The sequence below is a fragment of the Natrinema zhouii genome (assembly GCF_013456555.2).
Classification (GTDB): Archaea; Halobacteriota; Halobacteria; order Halobacteriales; family Natrialbaceae; genus Natrinema; species Natrinema zhouii.
The window spans coordinates 113,470-132,687 of record NZ_CP084884.1 but is presented as its reverse complement, the minus strand read 5'-3'; the positions used below and the strand labels follow the sequence as shown (position 1 = coordinate 132,687).

The following is a 19,218-nucleotide window of genomic DNA, read 5'->3' as shown; positions in this document are numbered from 1 at the left end:
CTTCGCGCTTCGCGCGAAAGCCCCCTTGGCGGGTGTCCCCAAGGGGACTGGGCCAAAAAATTACAGCGCCCCGCCCCTGCCTCCGCACGTAGATCTCCAGTTGAAGCACATGAAACGGGGGTCATCTCCCAACAAAAGGGTTTCTCAGTAAACCTGGACAGAGGTTTGGTGGATTTATGCCCTACTTCCACCGGAACTCCAATTTGCTTCCTAGAGGGACGATTCCGTTAGCGATGTTATACCGTAGATACTTCTGGAGCTCTGAGACCGACATGCCTTGGAGATTTCCAGGCTGGCTATTCCCATACTTCTTGATGAGGTTGATAAGGGCCGTTTTGTTTCCGCCAGGTACTTCGAGATTTCCATTGATGCTGTAGCCAATAATCTGCTTACGACCGTTCTTACGGCTTTCAGCATTAGGATTGTTGTTCGCGAGCGTTTTCGCAACTCGGCGAATGTAATCCTTGTTATAGCCGGTAGCGTTAGCGAGGTCTCGGACCTCATGCCATCCGCTGTTGTTTCTAAGGTACTCTTCTGCTGCGTCGGAAGCGGTTGAGCCGCCTGAACTTTTTGAACTCATATCTCTCTTCATTGGTCGCGCTGATTCGCCCCAATTATCGAAGGAGATATATGGCGGTCCAATGATGTTCTCATGAGTTCCGAACCATAATTCCCTCATCTCGGGGGATAGGAGATGGGCGCTGGCACGCCCATTCCCTACTGTGCTGCATTTTTGCGAGATCATACTTGATCAGATCATCCTATCTGTTACTTAGGCCGCTAATTACTTATACCATTGACGTTGGAATGTAATTTTGTATCATATGGTCGTAAATATACCCTAGTCAATTCCAGATGAAGTGGGGATCTAGAAAGAATGGGCCATTTTGTCTATTCTGAGATGCGCATAATAGTCCGAAAGCTAATCTATATCTGATTACTTAGTAGGAGATATGTCATTAGGTGGCCCTCGCCGAATTCATATAGCTCCATTAGGATACGAAGATGAGCGGATCTATCAACCGATAATCGAGGAAGATGCAGATAAAGCGATCCTTCTAATTCATGATCAGGATGAAAGTGAGAGTTTAGGTGCTAAATGTCGGGAAAAAGTAGAAACAGCACTTGACGACGAAAATATTGATTACGAGTTACGCGAATGCAATATATTCGATCTGAAAGAGGCACTTGGTGAATTTCAGAATCTAATCTATCAACACCATGCAGATGCGGTCTTTGTGAATATATCTACTGGGAGTAAAATCACTGCTATCAGTGGTATGCTGGCGTGTATGATGGCAGGTGGAAGGCCATACTATGTGAAGCCCGAAGACTACGGAGAGTCAACGGTAAGCCAAGGGGTTGAAGAAACCTTCACTGTCTCTGCTTATCCAATAGAACCCCCTAATGAAGAAACGATTAAAGTTCTTGAATTCATAAAGGAAGAAAACGATAGGGGCAATGATGTTATCATAAGTGATCTAAATAAGTTTGTTAATGATGAAAACCTCTCGTTAGTCAGAGGGATAGAGAGACAAGACAGCGATAATATCTATGATCTTGTTCGGAGTAATCTAATTGCGCCTTTGTCGGAAAGAGAATTCATCCGTGTACAGCGGATTGGTAACGAGAAACGTATTACGTTAACAGAACAAGGCGAACGTGTATTGGACTTCTCTAGATTTATTCTTGAGGAATAGTGCACTCTTCAATCACCCCTAGGGTTGCACGTCGACAAATCCCGTTCCCCGAATATGCACACGAAACGTGAACCCACGTGTGCATATCTCGAGTCACTCGGTCGTTTGAGACTGTGTTCTTCTCTGGTCGACCGACACGTTCCGCCGATTGTGGGCTGAAATGGGCCGTTCAGTGAGTCGAAAAAACGAGGGTTTCAGGGGTCGTGTGTACGAGTATGCGAATCAGAACCGACGGTGACTATGCGTACCGATGTGACGCGATCGAATGCGCAGCCGACTTCTACGACTGTAACAAGACGAAAGCGGTGGAGAGTGGCTTGCTCAGGAGGGTAAGCGATGACCGATGTCGAGTGTAGTCACGCGATTTCGATGGACCCTAGCGATGTCTTCGAAGCGATCTCAAATAGCAGACGGAGACGAGTTATCCTTTCTCTCTCTCGGTCAGAAGCCCCGTGTCCGCTAGCGAACTCGCCGTCGAAATCGCCGCCCGTTAGAACGCTGTCGATCCTGGTCGAGTCACTAGCGAACAGCGAACCCGCGTCTCCATCGGATTGACACAGGTCCATTTGGAGACACTCAACGAGCTCGGCGTTGCACAGTATGATGACCGCTCGAAACAGGTCAAGCCGACCGACGCCACATACCCACTCACACGACAAATTCGGTGGATTACGACCGAATGTTACACTCCGGCGGAGGATTCATCAGAATTAAAGTGACTGATGATTTCTTCAACAATACGTGACGAAGATTCGGTGACTAACGAGATCGCACATCTCGGTCGCCCCTCCGCTACGACCTGTAACACACCCATGGCTCAGACACACCAAGAGCAACTCCCTAAGAATTTGACTCTCCACGAGGGGCACGAAGAAGCCCTACTAGAGCGTGCAGACCGTTCATCGCATCAGACGGAGTTGATCTTGGCTCCGGTGGAGTTACACCGACGAAATATTCAGCGGCGACTTCGAGAGGCACAGACGCCGAAAGATGGCTTACAGTTCACCGATCCCACAGAGGTTGGGGAGCGACTCCTTGATGTCGTGGATCTTCCGACGACGACAATCGACCGCATCGATCGCCTGTCGATGATTCGATCAGTGCTGTCGAACGACGAGGTGTCGATAACGTCCCCTGCTGTGCCTTCGGATCCACAGAGCGTCGAACAAATTCGGACGGAGATTGAGAACGTGACCGGCTTCCACCCGAACCGACTCGAAATATTTCAAGACGTCGTCGATGGGCTTACAGCCCCAATCGATGCGGACGTAGCTGAGATCCTGAGCGCTGCAACGGGCATCGAACGAGCACTCCGCCGGCGCACGTCGAAGTCGATCTCCGACGTGGAGTTCGTTCGCCGCGCAGCGAGGAAAATCCTCGCTACTGACGGAGTGGTTTGGCAAGAAGCGTTCCCAGAGGTTGACTGCGTTTCACTCGTCGGCGTGAGCGGCGTTCCAGCCGCCCATATCGACCTATTGCACGCCATACTGACCTCGGTGACCGTGCCTGTCCATATCCATTTCCGACGTGGGACTGGTTCATACCTTTCGCGGCGAGTCCCGCAGCTGTTTGATGTCGCCGAACCGGGAACGGTGGTGTTCAAATCGTGAAATCCTCAGACCGCCTTACCCTCGCAGAACCGCTCGGCGACGCCGACGTCCTCGTTGCAGAGTTGGTGACGAAAACGCGCCGAGAGGAGGCTCGAACCGTGATGGCGACCGTGGCCGGCCTCCGGGATCTCGGTGTGCCCATCCGTGACATCGCCGTCGTCGCACGCGATTTAGACCAGTATGAGGAACCTCTCTACCGTGCAGCGGTCCAGTACGGTATCACGCCCGTATTCTGGGTTCAGCTCAGAGTGACCCAGACCCGACCATACGCACTCATTGAGTCGGTGTGTGACGTACTCGGTACAGAGGAGCCTTCTCGGGAGGTACTATGTCGCCCGCTCGAACACCGCTGGTGCCCTCAGTCGGCGACGTCGCCGTCGTGGCCAATCGATCCAGAGACAGTCCAGACATCGATGCAGGTGCTACCGGACGAACCACGAACGCTCGGGGAGTGGCACGACGAACTCGAAGAGAATCCCGAAACAGATGACTGTCTCGTGACGTACGTTGAGTGGCTCCACGACTGCCCAGAACCGAGACCGACGGCGGTTACCGACGTCCTCATCGACGTCGTCGAACGGTACGAGGAGTTCGGGCTTCCGGTGACGGAAGCGCGTGATTCCCCGGCTCTCGTCGAGACGGAGCGCGACGCGCGAGCAGTCGTTCGCGTGAAAACCCTCGTCGAGCAACTTCGTCATAAGTACGCAGATCGACTTGACGAAGGAACGCTTGACCGGTCGTGGAGTAGTATCGCGGAGTTGAGTCAGTTGATCGCAACTCAGCGCCCCGGTCGAAGGGAGCACTCGAACGCACGTGCGGTCGATATCCTCGAAGCGAACGACGTGTGGCTGTTAGACGTACCGTACGTCATTTCCGTTGGATTGGTAGACGGCGAGTGGCCGAAGCAAACTGAGAGTGTTATCCCTCCAGAACTCCAGGAAAAGATCCTCCGTGGAGAAGGCCGCGTGGGAACGCTTGCACCTCGGACAGCATGGACGACGGGCCGAGACCGCGATCAGTTCGACGACACCTTGCGGGCCGCTGGAGACGGACTGATCGTAACTCGCCACACCGAATCCACCTCTGGTGAGGAACGTCGTCCATCCCCGCTGCTGGAACATCTGGAGACTGACGTCGTTCCAGCCGACGAGCGACGACGGCTGGTGAGTCCGGAACGAGAACTCCCGGATTATGTTCGAGCGATGCTCAACGAGGAGGTGTCTGATGGTGAGTGACGATCCGATCCGCCTCCAGAACGCACAGCGAGAAATTCGGGATGCGTACTTCGACCACGATTTGGGATTGTATACTCTCAACTGTGTCCCAGGTGCCGGGAAGTCCGAAGTCACCGACCACATCTCCGCAGAGGACGTTCTCCGCCGGTACGTTAATGGGGACCCGACACCCGAGCAGCGAGTCGCAGTCATCTCATTCAACCGTAGCGAGGCGGAGAATATCGTCACGGAAATCTGTGACCGGCTGCGAGAAATCGTCGAACACAATCTCGTCCCCGCCGCAAGCAAGGTCTCAGATGCCGAGCTTGAATATCTGATCCAACGGGTCAGACGAGCACCTTTCGTCGGTACTATCGACAGTATCCTTCGGGACGTGCTGAGTGAGATCGCACCCGACGTCGGCTTCGAGGAGATGCCAGTGGTCGGAAACACGGCTCGACAGAAACATCTGCATGCTGCCTGTTACCGGGCAGTTCAGGAGGATTCAGACTTGGCGCAGCGACTAGAGCGGCTGGAAGACGCGTATCCCGCTGCCGAGTACGATGACGACGTGAGCGAGATGCTTGAGACCGCCGTCACCTACAGCCGGGATCGGCGTATCTCTACGGAGGAATTCCGTGCCAGTCTCGAACAGACCTTCAATAACGTATACGCGGAGGGTCGCCCGGAATCGTTCGACGACGTCTTCGCTGCGATCAATCGCTGTATCGGGGCAGACGTTGACGAGAGCGCCTACGACGACATCGATGATGGCGAACGAGACACGGTCTGTGACGCAGATTCGGGACTTCACGACGACTGGAGTGACCGTATCGACGATTTCTGCGTAGTGCTCGAAGAGTACCAACAAACGTATCGGCAGACCATCCGCGACCGCGGCGTCGTGTCACACACGGATGTCGCGTACCTCGTGGACGCGTACTTCGACGACCGACTTGACGACGTCAATGACGCACACTGTACACGAATCAGACAACGGTACCAGACACGTATCCAGAGTCTGATCATCGACGAGGCCCAAGACGTGTCGTCGATACAGCACGCTGCACTCTCTCATCTCGTCACTCCTCGTACGCGGGTGTTCGGAGCCGGTGACCTGCTTCAGAGCGTCTACCTGTGGCGACACGCCGAGCCGTCACTCTTCGAGATGGCGACGGTCAACGGGGAGTACCTCGGGATTGACTGGGACGTCCACGAACACCGGACCGCGAAGACGACGTACCGGTGTGTCCCCGACATCGCCAGTGCGATCAACGAAATCTCTGAGGCAGCTCTCACTGATCCAGCACGCGGGGACCTCGGAGAGTTGGACGTCCGATACCCTGGTCTCGAAGCTAATCGGGATTCGACCGACGAGTCGAGTGTCCACATCGCAGCCTTCGATCCGGTAGCTTCAGACCCCGATTCGTACACCTGGGTCAAACCTGTTGAAGGTCGTGGGGAAGCAACGACACTAGCGGCGCTGCTCTCGAAGGGACTCGCGGACGAGACGTTCACCGATGACGACGGAACTCCTCTCGGGATTACGGTCCTGTTCAGATGGTCCTCGAAGATGGACGCGTACAAAGAGGCGTTCGATGAGGAGGGGCTCAGCGTTCGGAACGCGAGTGAAGACCTCTTCGAGTGCGACGTCGTGAATACGGTTCTCGACGTCTGTGAGTGGCTGGTCGCGCCTGCTGACCCGGATCGAACCCGCGACCTCGTCACCGAATCGAACCTCGGTCTCGAATCACTCGAAAGCGACTTCGCAACCCATCGTTGGGACACCGGCGCGGTTCTCGACGACTGCGGTCTCTCGGATGTCCACCAGCGCGTGCTCAGTGGCCTCGCCGATCTCTGCGAACGGCGCGATACCTTCCTCTCCTGTCCCGCTGGAACGTACGTTGAGGACGTCATCGAGACGCTCGCCCTTCGAGCAGATCCACACGGGTGTTTCGACGTCGATCCTGCACAACGAGTCGCCAATCTCGATGCACTCGTCGAGACCCTGAAAGGATGGGAAGTAGATGAGCACTTCACTCCGCGCGAACTCACCGAGCTGATCGAACCGTTTCGAGAGAACACGTACTTGGGGCCGAACCAGCCGAGCACGGCCGAAACGAGTCCCGATGTCGAATTCCGCACGATACACGACACCAAGGGCGATCAAGACGATGTCGTCGTTGTTGCGAATCCTGGGTTCGGTCTCTGGAAGCACGGACCGCAGGCCCAACGGTTCATCACTCAAGGGAACACTGCCGGACTCGCCCCTCCGACGAACACCGACATCCCCTCAGACATTGCGCTCCCACCGTTCGCCAACGGGCTCTACGATCCCGAGGACACGCGGGACCGCGATGTCGGACTGCGGTGGGCCACGGGCCACTGGTGCGACGACGTCACTAAGTCTGCGGACTCGACGTCACTCGTCGGTCCCGACCGCCTCAAATGGGTTGCAGCGAATGAACGAGCCGAAGCGTGGCGACTTCTGTACGTCGCACTCACGCGTGCGCAAGATCACCTCGTCGTTCCACTTCCACGGTCGCTGTTCGGTGAATCCCGACCCCGTGACCGGTGGCTCGACACGATACGGGATGGCCTCAACTTCACCGGCGACGAGACCAAGACGTACACCCTCGACCCAGATGCTGATTCGAACGACGGATCGTTCGACGTTGGCGTCAACGACGTCACACTTCGCGCGACGTGGACAACCACGTCTACGTTCCACGGCGACGACGTCGCCGTCAATCCACCGCGTCGCGCCGAACTCGACCCGTGGGTGCCCCGGTTTATCAAACCGAGCACGATGTATCCGCTCACGGACGATCCCGACGGACAGGCACTCAATCACCTCCTCGGAAACGCACTACACACAGAGACCAACGACGTTCCGTACCACGTCCCCCTCCAGTTCGACCGGCTGGGTCCAAACAATGTCGGTACCTGCCTACACGAGGTTCTGACCACACTCGTCGAACGCGATGTATCCGAAGAGACACTCCATTCGCTAGGGGACGGAGTTCGCAACGTGTTTGACGACGTCGTGGACGACCACGCTCCGCAAATCGACGACAACGAACGCGACGGCCTGTTTACCTTCTTCCGAGAGGAGGTACTGGACGACTTCCTCGCGTCCGACTTGTGGAATCGGATTCAACGGGCCGAACAGGTTACCGTTGAGAAGCCCATCGATGGTCTCGTCACTATTGACGACATCGAGATCGAGATACACGGGACGAGCGATTTCGTCGTCACATTGCCCTCCGGCGAACGGCACGTGGCCGACCTGAAAATCACGCTGACGGATCAAACGCCGGAGACGCGACGTCGGTACGAACTCCAAGTGACTGCCTACTCGTACCTCTTCGAGCAGCAGGATAGTTCGCACCATCCTGTGAATCGGACAGTAGAGACCTTCGGAGTCGAGCAGGACACAGTCGAGTCGTCATGGCCGTCAGAAATCGTCGAACGGAGACTCGCGGCTTTAGTCCGACAGTAGCTGCCAATCGGATTGTACTCCGTCTCATTGTCGAACACCATTTTATCACCCGTGAATCGGCGACTCTGCCGCTCTGTTGTAATTCTAAAGAATCCATTGAATACGTAGGTGAGAACAGATATCTACTAGCGAGTTTACGAAGTCAAAAGACAATTCAACGGAAACACAAATCTTGGTCTTCTCAAGCGATAACATACTGGTTCAGAGTTTTGTCGGTGGTACCGGTTACTCCTCAGACCCTAACCTATTATTAAGACTGCAGGACAACTAATGTGATGCCAGCGAACAGTCCGCGCAAATCGGCTAAAGACGCACTGGAGTCGGATACGTACTTCCGGTTCATCCGTGTTCGGTTAAGCAGTGAAACCAAGAGCAGGCAGCCGGATTCCGACTAGGCGGAGAAGGTTATTTCCACAAATCCCTTCTTGGATTATTCTGCTGTGCAGCTCGCAGGATATGACCGCAATTAGATAGGTGCACTGAGTGCACTAACTCGCGTTCATCGAGATTGCCGCAGTCGAATTACCAGTTCACGCGTTGTGGAGATTCGATCTTCATCGGTAGTGAGATACGCTGAAAGGACTGCTTCGACGATCTCGGAGCGGCTGGCTCCGAGATCGACACACTCCTCGACGAGATCATCGAGTTGCTGGGCGACTTGTGGTGACGGCGAAATCCCGAATTTTGGACGAGTCATTGTGATTTCTCACCTATTAGTGCACTCAGTGCACCATAACCACATCGATTAGCGAGCAGCTCGTTTCAACCATGAGAATTAGCCTCTACTGCGAAGATACTGAAGTTAAATCCCAGTCTCGTCTCTCGATTTTCCTTAACCGAACACGGATGACTTCCGGTTATACCAAGGTGCACTCCAGATCAAAAAGTACGAACGACGGCTGAGAGCCTGTTTCGTGATCTAAGAGACTTCAACTGACCGTTCGAAATGAACTCGTCCGGATCTGTGAGGATGCGTTTGAGTCTTGGTGGCTCCATCACACAGAAATCCGGACAGCGGCTGAATCAAGCGACTGATTCAGTCGCATCATTCTGACCACTACATGTTAGAAACTGGGCTGTTGAGCCAGAGTGGACAACTAGCGAAGACACTAACGAGCGGGTCGAAAACTTCTACAAGTCCGGTACACGCCAGCTGACCGAGACGAGCGCTCGAGATTGCTCGTGAAGCGGTCACCAGCTATCAGCAGCAGTACGATGATGAACTCGGTATTAGCGGTATCTGGATGATGTTCGAGTACGCCGATGGGTCGACTGATCGATTCCATCTCACGAACGTCTTCCAGCCGTCGAAGGCCCGTGTGAATACTGGGGGTTCTCGAGATGACCGACCGCTCAGCAGGACGCGAAAGAAGTTGCTCGAGGAGCGCGAGCAACTGCCACGTCGGATAAAGAACCGGAACGCGCTCGGCGGCTGAGCAGTATCTGATTAGTGGTAACACTATCTTGCGCCTTATTTTCTCGTTCTAAACGTTGATTTTTGACTGGTTTTGTGGTTTGTGAGAATTATTGAGGAAGCGCGTTAGGAGAGATCAGTTCGTTCGCGGTTTGCTAAGAATTGCTCCTTCCATACTGAAAGAGAACTCATCGATCGAGTCTCTTCGACGGTTCCATCAGAGTCAAGCGTTGCGAGATCACTATCTCGACCCCACCCACAAACAACAGATCGAACCGGACGGTCATCACGCATGACTGTCTGTTTCGATAACCGATCTGGTTGCTCACTCTTGGCCCGGATTACGTCGACAAGCTGTCTGAGCAGTGGATTTCCGGGTGCAAGATACTGGATCGAGGAGAACTCATTGGCACAGTCCGACGAGAACGTCACTGCAACACACTCGTCGTTTGGGGCAATGATCTCGGCGAATGTGTGTTCGTCATCAGAGTTGGGAACGGTGAGCTCGCTACAGTTGAGACGATAGATCCTCTCCGCAAAGTCGATAGCATCGGCATAGTCACCCTCCGTCAGTTCGATATCGAGTTCACGGACTGACGTAAACGTGATTCCCTCATCGGTGAACGCTTCGTTTTCAGTCAAGACAATTTCAAGGCTCGAAGTTACGAACGGTGCTGAATAGCTATAATCCGTCTCCCCTACGTCGAGTAGATCTGGGTGATTGTAGGACTGCCAAGCATCCAGTTTCGCTTCGTCGATAATTTTCTGTGGAACGAGTGTCTCTACCGTTTCTAATGACTCACCAACATCAACACGGTCGCTGTTCTCTTGTTCTGATATTTGTTCAGAAAACTCACGATCGGCCTTCTCGACCATCTCAGTACTACTGTCACGGTCGGCTTCGAGAGTCGCAGTTCGAATCTGTTGGCTGACGCCTGAGAGCACAGGTTGCATTTCGCCGACGACATTTTCGAAGAGGTTGATACGCTGGTCGAGACGATCATAGATGTCTGTCTCCACTGTATCCGTATAGCTATAGTTCAAGATCGTGATCTCATCGTGTTGCTGGCCAATACGATCAATACGACCGATACGCTGTTCAACTCGCATCGGATTCCACGGAAGATCGTAATTAATCAGCGCACCACATTCCTGCAGATTTAGCCCCTCGCTGGCTGAGTCGGTACAAACAAGAATATCTACCTGTCCCTCATCAGTGGCAAATTCGCGTTTCACACGCTCTTTACCGACCACCATCCACTCCTCCGCCTCTGAATCGTAGATTTCCCCACCGCGCCCGGAGTATGTCGCAACTGTCTCGCCGTGAATAGAGACGAGGCTCTTCCGAATGAAGTCCATCGTGTCTGTATACTGCGTGAATACGATGGCCCGGTTGTGTCCCTCCCGATCTAATTCGTTGAGATCGTCGATGAGCTGCCCAATCTTCGGGTCCTGATCGATCCGTTCGAGTTCGCCGACGAACGACTCTAGCTCCTCGATTTCTTCTTCTAACAGATGAACTCCTTCGTCGGTGACATTCGGGATGATCTCCGCAAGATCAGTATCCTCGAGGTCGTCCCCAAGTTCATCTAGAGCGTCGACATCCTCGAGATCGTACTCGGAGAGCGTTTCGAGAACAACCTGTTCGGAGTCACTATATTTCCGGTTCGCTGCTCGCTGCTTTCCTTTGAGTACGGCTCGTTGGCTACGGAGCTTTCGAAGGCGTGTCTGGAGACTCTGTGAAATCGCGTAGACACTGCTCGTGAGCCGTTGCCGGTACGTGGTCATCACGAACCCGATCGCGCGAGACTCAGCCTCGTTCGATTGTTGGGCGAGTTTGTAGAACTTCCGCGTGAATTCGTCGATCCGATCGTAGACGTGACGGGTTTCCTCTGTGAGGTCGATCTTCCGCTGCTTTGGATTGCGATCTGGGACAGTCTCATCGAGAAGCCCGACCTGTTCATATTTACGAAGCGTTGGTCGGGTGTTGCGATGAATGAGTGCATCAACAGGAGTCGAGGCGGAGAGAACGTCCTGGACGACGCGCCAACCGCCGTCGGTGAGTTCGTCTAATGCGTTGAGTCGATCGTTCCGCGAGAACATCAGCCACTCGTCGTTGGCTTTCCACTCCGGATACAGGAGGTATTTCAGCTTGTCATCTTCCTTGGCCTCAAACGGATCGATATCGTATTCGTCAATTGCGGCTTCGAACGTCTCGATATATCCATCGTAGTGCTCACCATAGTCGCTGGCAAGGTCGCAGGCTCGAAGGACCCGCTGTTTTGCGATAGAACGCGCATGCTGTTCGTCACCGACATCCAACTCAGTGGCGACGGCATCGAAGACTCGATCAGAAAGGCTTCGGTCTCCCGGGAGTCGATCCTGGTAGTGTCCCCCTGTGAGTGTTGCCTGCGCTGACCACGAATCGCCAGTAGATGTATTTTCATCCCCTAACTCCGACCCGAGTACTTGTGTAAGTGCCTGTCGCGTTTCGAAGAACTCGACGAAGTCATCCTTGTTATCCCACTCGCCGGGCAGGTCGAGCAGTGACATCAGATCGTAGAGCTCACCAGCGTGCAGCTGCATCGGTGTTGCAGTGAGCAAATAGTATGTCTGTGTGTGCTCCCGGAGCTGCTCGAGCATCGCATAGAAGCTACTCCCTTTCCGGGCGTTGTGGGCTTCGTCTACGATAACGGCATCCCAGACACCTTCGCGATCGGTCAGAGACCGCCCACGACAACACGCGAGGACATCGTCACGCGTCCGAACCTGTTCACCATTTTCCGGTGCAACCTGATCCCAGCGACCCGACATACGAGCTGTATGCCAGGACATAACGACGATAGCAGGTGAATCGGCAGGATCGTTGGCTTGGTGATCGTGCAGGAACCGCCAGATGGGGCTGTCGACCCACGCCTGCTCGTGAGAATCGGCGTCGATCTCAGAAATATCTGGTGGAGCGTGTTCCTGACCGAACGCATCGATAAAGGCGTACTCGTAGTTGCTCCCACGCTCGTAGCGATACGCGTTCAAATTGAATTTCTCCCAGAGCTCTTCTTGCCACTGAATGGTGAGGCTTGCTGGAACGAGCAACAGCCCCGTCTCGAGTTCGTCAGTGAGACCGAGCCGGGAGAGTGTGAGACCCGCCTCGATCGTCTTCCCGAGCCCGACCTCGTCACAGAGTAGGAAACTGTTCGGATAGGTGTTGACGAGCGTATCGGAGACGACACGCTGGTGTGGCCACGGCGTGATTGTACTTGCTTCTTCAGCGAGTGCGAGTCCACCTGGGGAAAGGTGGCCGTCTGCGATGATATTCGCCTTATCGCGTTCGGTTGGTGGCGCTTCGCCACGGGCGATCTGGATTGCTTCTTCAAGATCGGCTTCCGAACCAGGGTCTTTCCAGTCAATGAGTTCCTTCTCTATCGCTTCGGGCAGGTCATACACTTCGACGTAAGGGTGTTTGTCGGACCAGAGTCGATCAAACGTGTCGATATCCCCGTCGACGTACGATTGCTGTTCGTCGATCCACGAACAGTGGACCTTGAATCGCTCATAGTTTCGCTTCCAGCCGCCGATCGTCTCGTTGACGCTACCCTCGAATGACAGCGCATCATCGTCCTCATCGTGGAAAATTCCCATCTTCGGATGAAAGATCCGCCAGTTCCCCTCACGTGGGACGGCGACCTTGATGTGGAGCCGGTCTTCACGGAGCAACCGGGCAAGAAGTGCAAGCTGTGCGTCCAATCGTTCGTCATCGAGATTTTCGAGTGACTTTTCTAGCTCGTCGGTGAGTGCCTCGAGAACCGGTCGGTCAGTTTCGTACAGTTCGGTACCGACTACGAGCCGCATCTCGCCGTCATTCTCGAGAAGTGAATGTATCCCACGGGAGGCAACTGCAAGTGCGCTGCTAGAAAAATAGCCAGCGATACGGTCGTAACGGATACTTCGTTCGAGTGCAGGAACGTAAAACTCATCGACAAGGTACGACCCTTCTGATTGAGGTCTGCTTTCGTAGACTGATTCCCAAGTGCGTTCAGCGAGGCCGGACATCTATATTCTCCCGTTCTCATTCAGGCCACATATCACTTAAGGGTCTATATCATATCTGATTTCCGAAATTGTCTGATTGCCAAAACTATTTCACTTTTCAGTGTGAACGTGCCCCACATGGCAGGGAATAACCGTGATCGGTATGGCTACCGCCACCGCAGTGATTCTGATTACAACGTAGGGGAGTCAAAACCTGGAGACGTTGGGGATAGTAAAGGAACGTTTCACGACCGTGCACGACAGAACGATGCCGCCATCGTTGATGGGAATGTTCGATCGATGGAGTCCCATCAACGATCTTCGGTGGAGGCGGAAACAACCGAGTCCCGTTCTACGAATAGTACGTCACAAAAGAGTTCCTCGCACTCCACCACTGATACGATCTCACAAAAAGAGGCAGATGGAAAAGTAGTGACGCTTAGTGTCGACTCCTCAGGTGGGACCCGTGATACTATAGCGAAATACAAGAATCACCAAGTCCATATCGAAGGAGGGACCCCAGGTAAGTCGATTCGTGTTCGGTTAGAGAGAGGACAAGGGTTCTTGATCGGACGCCGAGTTAGTGTTCGCGAATAGCGACGGTCAACCGTATTCACTTCTACTCTCCGATTGATAACATCCGCTCTTGCGATTGAAGCCGATCAGCTAGAGACGCGTAGAGGTAAGCACAACTCTCATCGGGTGATCGGTGTGGCGCTACTGTTCCCAAGGTGTCCCAGTTACCGATCAGGACTAAGCGTTTGCGAGCTCGAGTGAGTGCAACGTTCAATCTCCGAGGCCCTTCTTCTGGGAACTCGAGGAAGCCGCTGTGTCCGTCGTCATTGCTGCGGACGAACGAAACGATGATCGCTTCGCGTTCGCCACCCTGAAATGAGTCGACTGTATCGACATCGACTCGCCTCGGATTGTCGATATCGAGTTGATTGACTTGATTAATTACTTTCCCGACCTGACCACTGTATGCCGTGATAACGCCGATATCACTGGGATCGAGATCGTTTTGAACAAGAAGTTTCACCTGTTTCGCAACCGCTTGCGCTTCCTCGTAGTTGTAGAGGGAGTTGCCGTGTGTCTGTCGTTGTTCATCGCCAGCAATATCGATTCCCATAATCGGCTTCAAGTCATCAACAGTCCAGTTACGACATTGGTCAGCAGTTTTCAGCTCACCATTGTAGAAGGCGTCGTTTGGAAATGTTGCAATCTCCTCGTTCATTCGATACTGTGTCCGTAGGAGAACAGAGATATCATCGTCGTATCGCTCAAGAAGGTACTCGAAAAGAGAGATATGATGGTCATCATCCTCTGGCTCTGCTGCACTATAAGGTGAGAGTTGCTTGTGATCCCCTGCGAGAATGAGCTTCCGAGCACAGTTGAGCACAATTGCCGATGCAGGACGGCTCGCCTGTGTCGCCTCGTCGACGACCGCGACGTCGAATTCGTTCTGGTTGAACTGCGACGCCCCGCTAGTCGTCGCTGCAACGACGTCAGCTGCTTTCGGTGAACGATCGACGTAGTTTGCTTCTACGACTGATTCCCGGGTATTGTTTCCGACCCGTGCTATCGATAGATCCGTCTCTGAATCCTGTGCCATCGCGTGCAGCGTATCTTCTTCCGGCGTGCCTGGAGTGCTATCGCCAACCAATAGATTGTCGACGGCCTGGTTCGAGTGGGCTGTCACGAGTACTGATTCCCCCTTTGCGACGGCATGCTGGACGTATGCAGTAAGCGTTCGAGTTTTTCCCGTTCCTGGTGGGCCGTGGATACAGACTACATCGCTCGTACTGTCAGCCCAGAGTAGCGCCTGGTACTGGTAGTCATTGAGTTCAATCTCCGGATCAGGGATCGCGTACCTGTTGACGTTGAATTCGACGGAACGTTGGCCGGTGAGGAGTTCACGCTTTGATTCATTTCTCTTGACCTCATTGATCGCCGTGAGACGTCGTTCGAAGGGAATCGGGTTCAGCAGCTCGTGGAACCAGAGTTCGGTTTCGTCGCTGCTCAGAATCTTTTCGGCCACGGGCCGATTCTCGACGGTGCTCCAGTCAGGTTGAATGGTGATATTTGGCCCGTCGACGGAGAGAATCTCGACCTCAAGTGGGAACTGCTCGTTGTTCGCGTCAGTGTCTGCGATGCAGAAGTTCCCACCGAAGAGTCCCTCGTCATCGCGCAAATCGATCTCGTCCTCATCTTCCTCGTCCTCGTCCACTGCGATCTGGAAGACGTAGGCCTGGTCGCCACTCTCTCCGGTCGTTCCTCGAATAGAGATGAATGGACCAGAGATGCGATTCCGATTAATCGCGACATCAAGCCCCATCTCGGAGTACGTCTCCCAGTTGGAGTCACGTTCGCTCTCGCGTTCGGAGCGAACGAAGCCCTTCAGGTCCCGGAAGAACGCCGCTTGCTCGTCGTCACTCAATCGGTCGGATGGCTGGATCTGCTCGGGCGGTAACTCGGAGTCGTCAATCGGCAACTCTGGCTCCTCCAGATAGGACGGGAGCCAAAACCGGAGACGTTGACCGATCTCAGTCGTTCCTAACGTTTCACAGGAAGCGGATCGCTTTGAACCAGAAATTCCAAATCCAGGATCGTACCACCTGAGTTGGCCGCTACTAGGTGTATAGAAAACGTATTGATCAACTAGTATCGGCTCGTCGATCTTGAACAGGGGAATGACGTACCTGTCCACGGAGGGGATTTCAATCCCGGTCAATTCTTTCGCGCGCTCTACGGCCACTTCGATGTCGACAGGTTCGTAATCGTCTTCACTAATATCTGCTCTGAATAGGTCTGCGGTCTGGTATCGCCAGTTGTCAAGTAAGCCTTCCATTTTGATGTTCGGTAGTAGTGGGGCAGTCAGTGGTCCTCAAGCTTGGTCTGCGTCATCTCATCTCCATCGTCGGTGAAGACGTTCGGACTGAAGTCTAGATTGAGTACGTCTCGAGTCCGCCCGGCAGCGAGATCCCGTGCAAGTTCCCAGTCGTCGTGATCGTGGGGCAGCACTTGGAGTAGCGCCTTGAGAGTCGCCTTGAACGTCGAGTCCGTGTCGAAGTTCCGTTCCCGGAGCCAGTCACAGCAGGCGCTCTCCCCTTGGACATCGTAGACGTGCATCGCCGCGTGGACCTTGTCCAGCGCGAGACTAAAGGAAAGATCGTCTGGGTTCACCGGGATCCGGCTCGAGCGATCCTCGGGCTTCTCGTTGATATTCTGGACGCGGTCAGCCTGGCCGCGGAGTGTGATATCGCCGCGGCTCTTTCGCCAGGTCTTCGTGCTGCGCTTGATCTCACCGATGTCGACGCCGATCCCGAGACCGAGTTGGTGGCCCTCGTCATAGGAGAACGTCTCGGATTCGTGGACGAGCCAGCAAAGGATGTACCACTCGGTGACATCGTCGAGTTCGTCAATCCCCTCGGCCTCAAGGTACTCATCAACAAGGACCTGGGTAACAGCTTCGCGAGCCTCCTCGAGGGCACGGCGTGGCAAGACCTCATTGTCTTCGTCGTCGACAACAGGGTATGACTCTGCAAACGTACGCAATGTTGGTCCAAAAGCGCTAATGATCACATCAGTTTTTGTGAGATTCAAATTTGAGCCGATTAGGTCTTGGGCTGCTCTTTTTGCAACGTTCCGTGTATCTGATTTCACGTCACTCCAAAGCGACGGTGTATCATCGACAGCTGCCTTCGAAACAGGCTTTCTTCCAACTAGAAACAGTGTACTATCCGCTGATCCGCTTCCCTGTGTATCGAGCCGAGCCGGCATTTCACTTGTGACCGGATGTGTTGAAGTAATAGTGAAGCCAGAGTTAATAAGAGACATTGTGAGTGTATCCCATGCATCTGTCTCTTTGTGAGTGAACATAACTGTCATTACACCCCCGGGTTCAAGTACACGATAGACCTCTGAAAAGATATCACTCATCTTCTCTTCATAATGCTGGCTCGCGAGTTTCTTATTAGATGATTCGTTGCTAGACACCGCTTCAAAGCGACTTGAGTTCGCAACAGCTTCTTTTTCTTTATTAGTAAGTTCTGAATTGAACTCTGCTGGGAAAACGTCACCCAAGTGTTCTTTTAATAAGGTATAAAATATATCAGATAATTCTGCATACATTATACTACTATAATACGGTGGGTCCATGATAGCGGCTTGAAGGCTACTATCATCAAATGGTAGTTCTGCAGCGTCCCCACAAACGACTTCAGCAGGACTACCTTCAACAGGTAAACAATTCACGATTTCCTCATAAGATTCAATAATTCTGTTCATTGAAGACTGATAGCTCCCAATTCCTTCTGTAGACATATTCACAACTGGGAACGATTTCTGAAGAGTGAGATGCTTACCTCCGAGGGCATTTGATGGAACACCTTTCGTAGTATCCCAAGGAGCAAACCGAGAGTTACGATCAATGACTTTTCCAACTACTAGAGATAAAACGGTTAATATCGCTTCTGCAGTATCCTCGTCATATTGTTTTCGAATGTCAGATTTGAAATGGCTAAACGACTGTAAATATTCAAAATAAGAAACTAATTGACGAGGGCTGAATGCGTCTCTCCACTCTGTGAGTCCATGTTTCCTAGGTTCCTTCGTTTTAGCACCATCTGGAATGGGTGTTGTAAGGAATGTAGCTAACTGATAATCAGACTCTATTCGATTATTGATTTTTTCTAGAGCTTCTATATCTTCCTTCTGAGGCGCACGAAAACCATGGTCACCTTGGTTCGTCAAATATCTAACGGCATATGTTTCATACTCAAATTCTCCATTTTTAAATTTCTCACTTACTTCTTCAGACTCAGTTACGACTCCACAGTCAAGACATTCAGCATCACCGCCTCGTGAAACAGGTCCATCACTATGGTTAAAGTCGCTATAGTTGCCCTCACCGTCCTCTTTTACGTAGTGGTAGTCAATAGATCCATCATTATTTATTTCTGGTCGGATAAAAACATCATTTGCATCCCATCTCGTCCGGAGTGACCATTTAGAAACAAGTGGGATATCAGTACCACAAGTTGGACAGTTTATTTTCTGCGTGCAAATGTAACAATCGATCTCCTGATTTGAATTGCCACTCGGGAAATACTGAGATAGTTGCTCTTCAGCCCTTTTATCGATTCGTTTGGCCCATTTTCGAACTTCCTGATCCAAAGAGCCGACCTTTGGCGCATATTCCAACATCACCCGAAGAATCAATGTAGGAACAGGATTGAGCTCATTTGCTTTAGTGGGTAGTTCATAGCGTAATGACTCAAAAGGAATGACACCACCACCTGCCGTTGGATCTAATATAGTTGGCAGACTTCCGTCCCAAGTCTCTTTAAGCGTCTGATGGAACGACTCTATCTCTGTTTCTGTTGGGCTGCGGGTATGTAAACGCGGGTAGCCATAGTGATCATTAAGGTTTCCGTTGCGTTCATCTTCAGTCGCTTTTTTCTCTGTAACATACTCTTCAATACTGCCGTCAATTTCTTCGTTAGGACCAATCTGCATTAGCTGCAGAAGTTGATCCGAAGAGATAGAATCCGGTAATATCGACGCTAAAATCGCAAGTCGAGAGGCAGGAGTAGGCCGCCGTGCAAACCATGGGTGGAGATAACGGTGGGGTGGCATAGAACTAGGATTTGCCTCTTTGAGATTCTCAATACCAACTGCTTTTAATGGAATATTCCCCTCGATTGCGAGCGGCTCAAGTTCTTCCGAAAGATTGTGATGGTCAGACATG

Annotated in this window: 10 protein-coding genes and 1 pseudogene; 7 read left to right on the top strand and 4 right to left on the bottom strand. The window is 52.8% G+C overall.

All coding sequences use genetic code 11. The features are described 5' to 3' along the window. Positions 1-181: 181 nt before the first annotated feature. A complete protein-coding gene (locus tag HYG81_RS42985; protein ID WP_226778497.1) occupies positions 182-745 on the bottom strand; it encodes a hypothetical protein in 564 nt (187 codons plus the stop codon). Positions 746-953: 208 nt separating this feature from the next. On the opposite strand from HYG81_RS42985, the gene HYG81_RS42980 reads away from it, so the two are divergent. From HYG81_RS42980 to HYG81_RS42955, 7 genes and pseudogenes are all read left to right on the top strand, one after another. Beyond that, positions 954-1,700 carry an HFX_2341 family transcriptional regulator domain-containing protein gene (locus tag HYG81_RS42980; RefSeq protein WP_226778496.1) on the top strand — a complete coding sequence of 249 codons (747 nt, stop codon included), beginning with the start codon at positions 954-956 and terminating at the stop codon, positions 1,698-1,700. Between the two features lie 215 nt (positions 1,701-1,915). After that, positions 1,916-2,014, top strand: a pseudogene (locus tag HYG81_RS45955) (DUF7692 domain-containing protein); the annotation flags it as partial. A 237-nt stretch (positions 2,015-2,251) separates the two neighbouring features. Beyond that, on the top strand, positions 2,252-2,419 hold the full coding sequence (locus HYG81_RS45950; RefSeq protein WP_425607577.1) for a hypothetical protein: 168 nt from the start codon (positions 2,252-2,254) through the stop codon (positions 2,417-2,419). Between the two features lie 3 nt (positions 2,420-2,422). Beyond that, entirely contained in the window at positions 2,423-3,310 is an 888-nt protein-coding gene (locus tag HYG81_RS42970; protein ID WP_486641989.1) for a hypothetical protein, read from the top strand. Next, a complete protein-coding gene (locus HYG81_RS42965; protein WP_226778494.1) occupies positions 3,307-4,545 on the top strand; it encodes a PD-(D/E)XK nuclease family protein in 1,239 nt (412 codons plus the stop codon). Before HYG81_RS42970 ends, HYG81_RS42965 begins: the two co-directional genes overlap by 4 nt. Further along, positions 4,535-8,026, top strand: a complete 3,492-nt coding sequence (locus HYG81_RS42960) for a UvrD-helicase domain-containing protein (protein WP_226778493.1) — start codon at positions 4,535-4,537, stop codon at positions 8,024-8,026. The genes HYG81_RS42965 and HYG81_RS42960 overlap by 11 nt, the downstream gene beginning before the upstream one ends. Positions 8,027-9,270: 1,244 nt before the next feature. Then, a complete protein-coding gene (locus HYG81_RS42955; RefSeq protein ID WP_226778492.1) occupies positions 9,271-9,462 on the top strand; it encodes a hypothetical protein in 192 nt (63 codons plus the stop codon). Positions 9,463-9,566: 104 nt separating this feature from the next. Here HYG81_RS42955 and HYG81_RS42950 read toward each other — a convergent pair whose 3' ends face one another. From HYG81_RS42950 to HYG81_RS42940, 3 genes are all read right to left on the bottom strand, one after another. Then, complete coding sequence (locus HYG81_RS42950) at positions 9,567-13,490, bottom strand: helicase-related protein (RefSeq protein WP_226778491.1); 3,924 nt, start codon at positions 13,488-13,490, stop codon at positions 9,567-9,569. Between the two features lie 598 nt (positions 13,491-14,088). Further along, positions 14,089-16,317, bottom strand: a complete 2,229-nt coding sequence (locus HYG81_RS42945) for a DEAD/DEAH box helicase (protein ID WP_226778490.1) — start codon at positions 16,315-16,317, stop codon at positions 14,089-14,091. A gap of 26 nt (positions 16,318-16,343) precedes the next feature. Next, a complete protein-coding gene (locus HYG81_RS42940; RefSeq protein ID WP_226778489.1) occupies positions 16,344-19,217 on the bottom strand; it encodes a DUF1156 domain-containing protein in 2,874 nt (957 codons plus the stop codon). Between the last annotated feature and the right edge of the window lies 1 nt (position 19,218).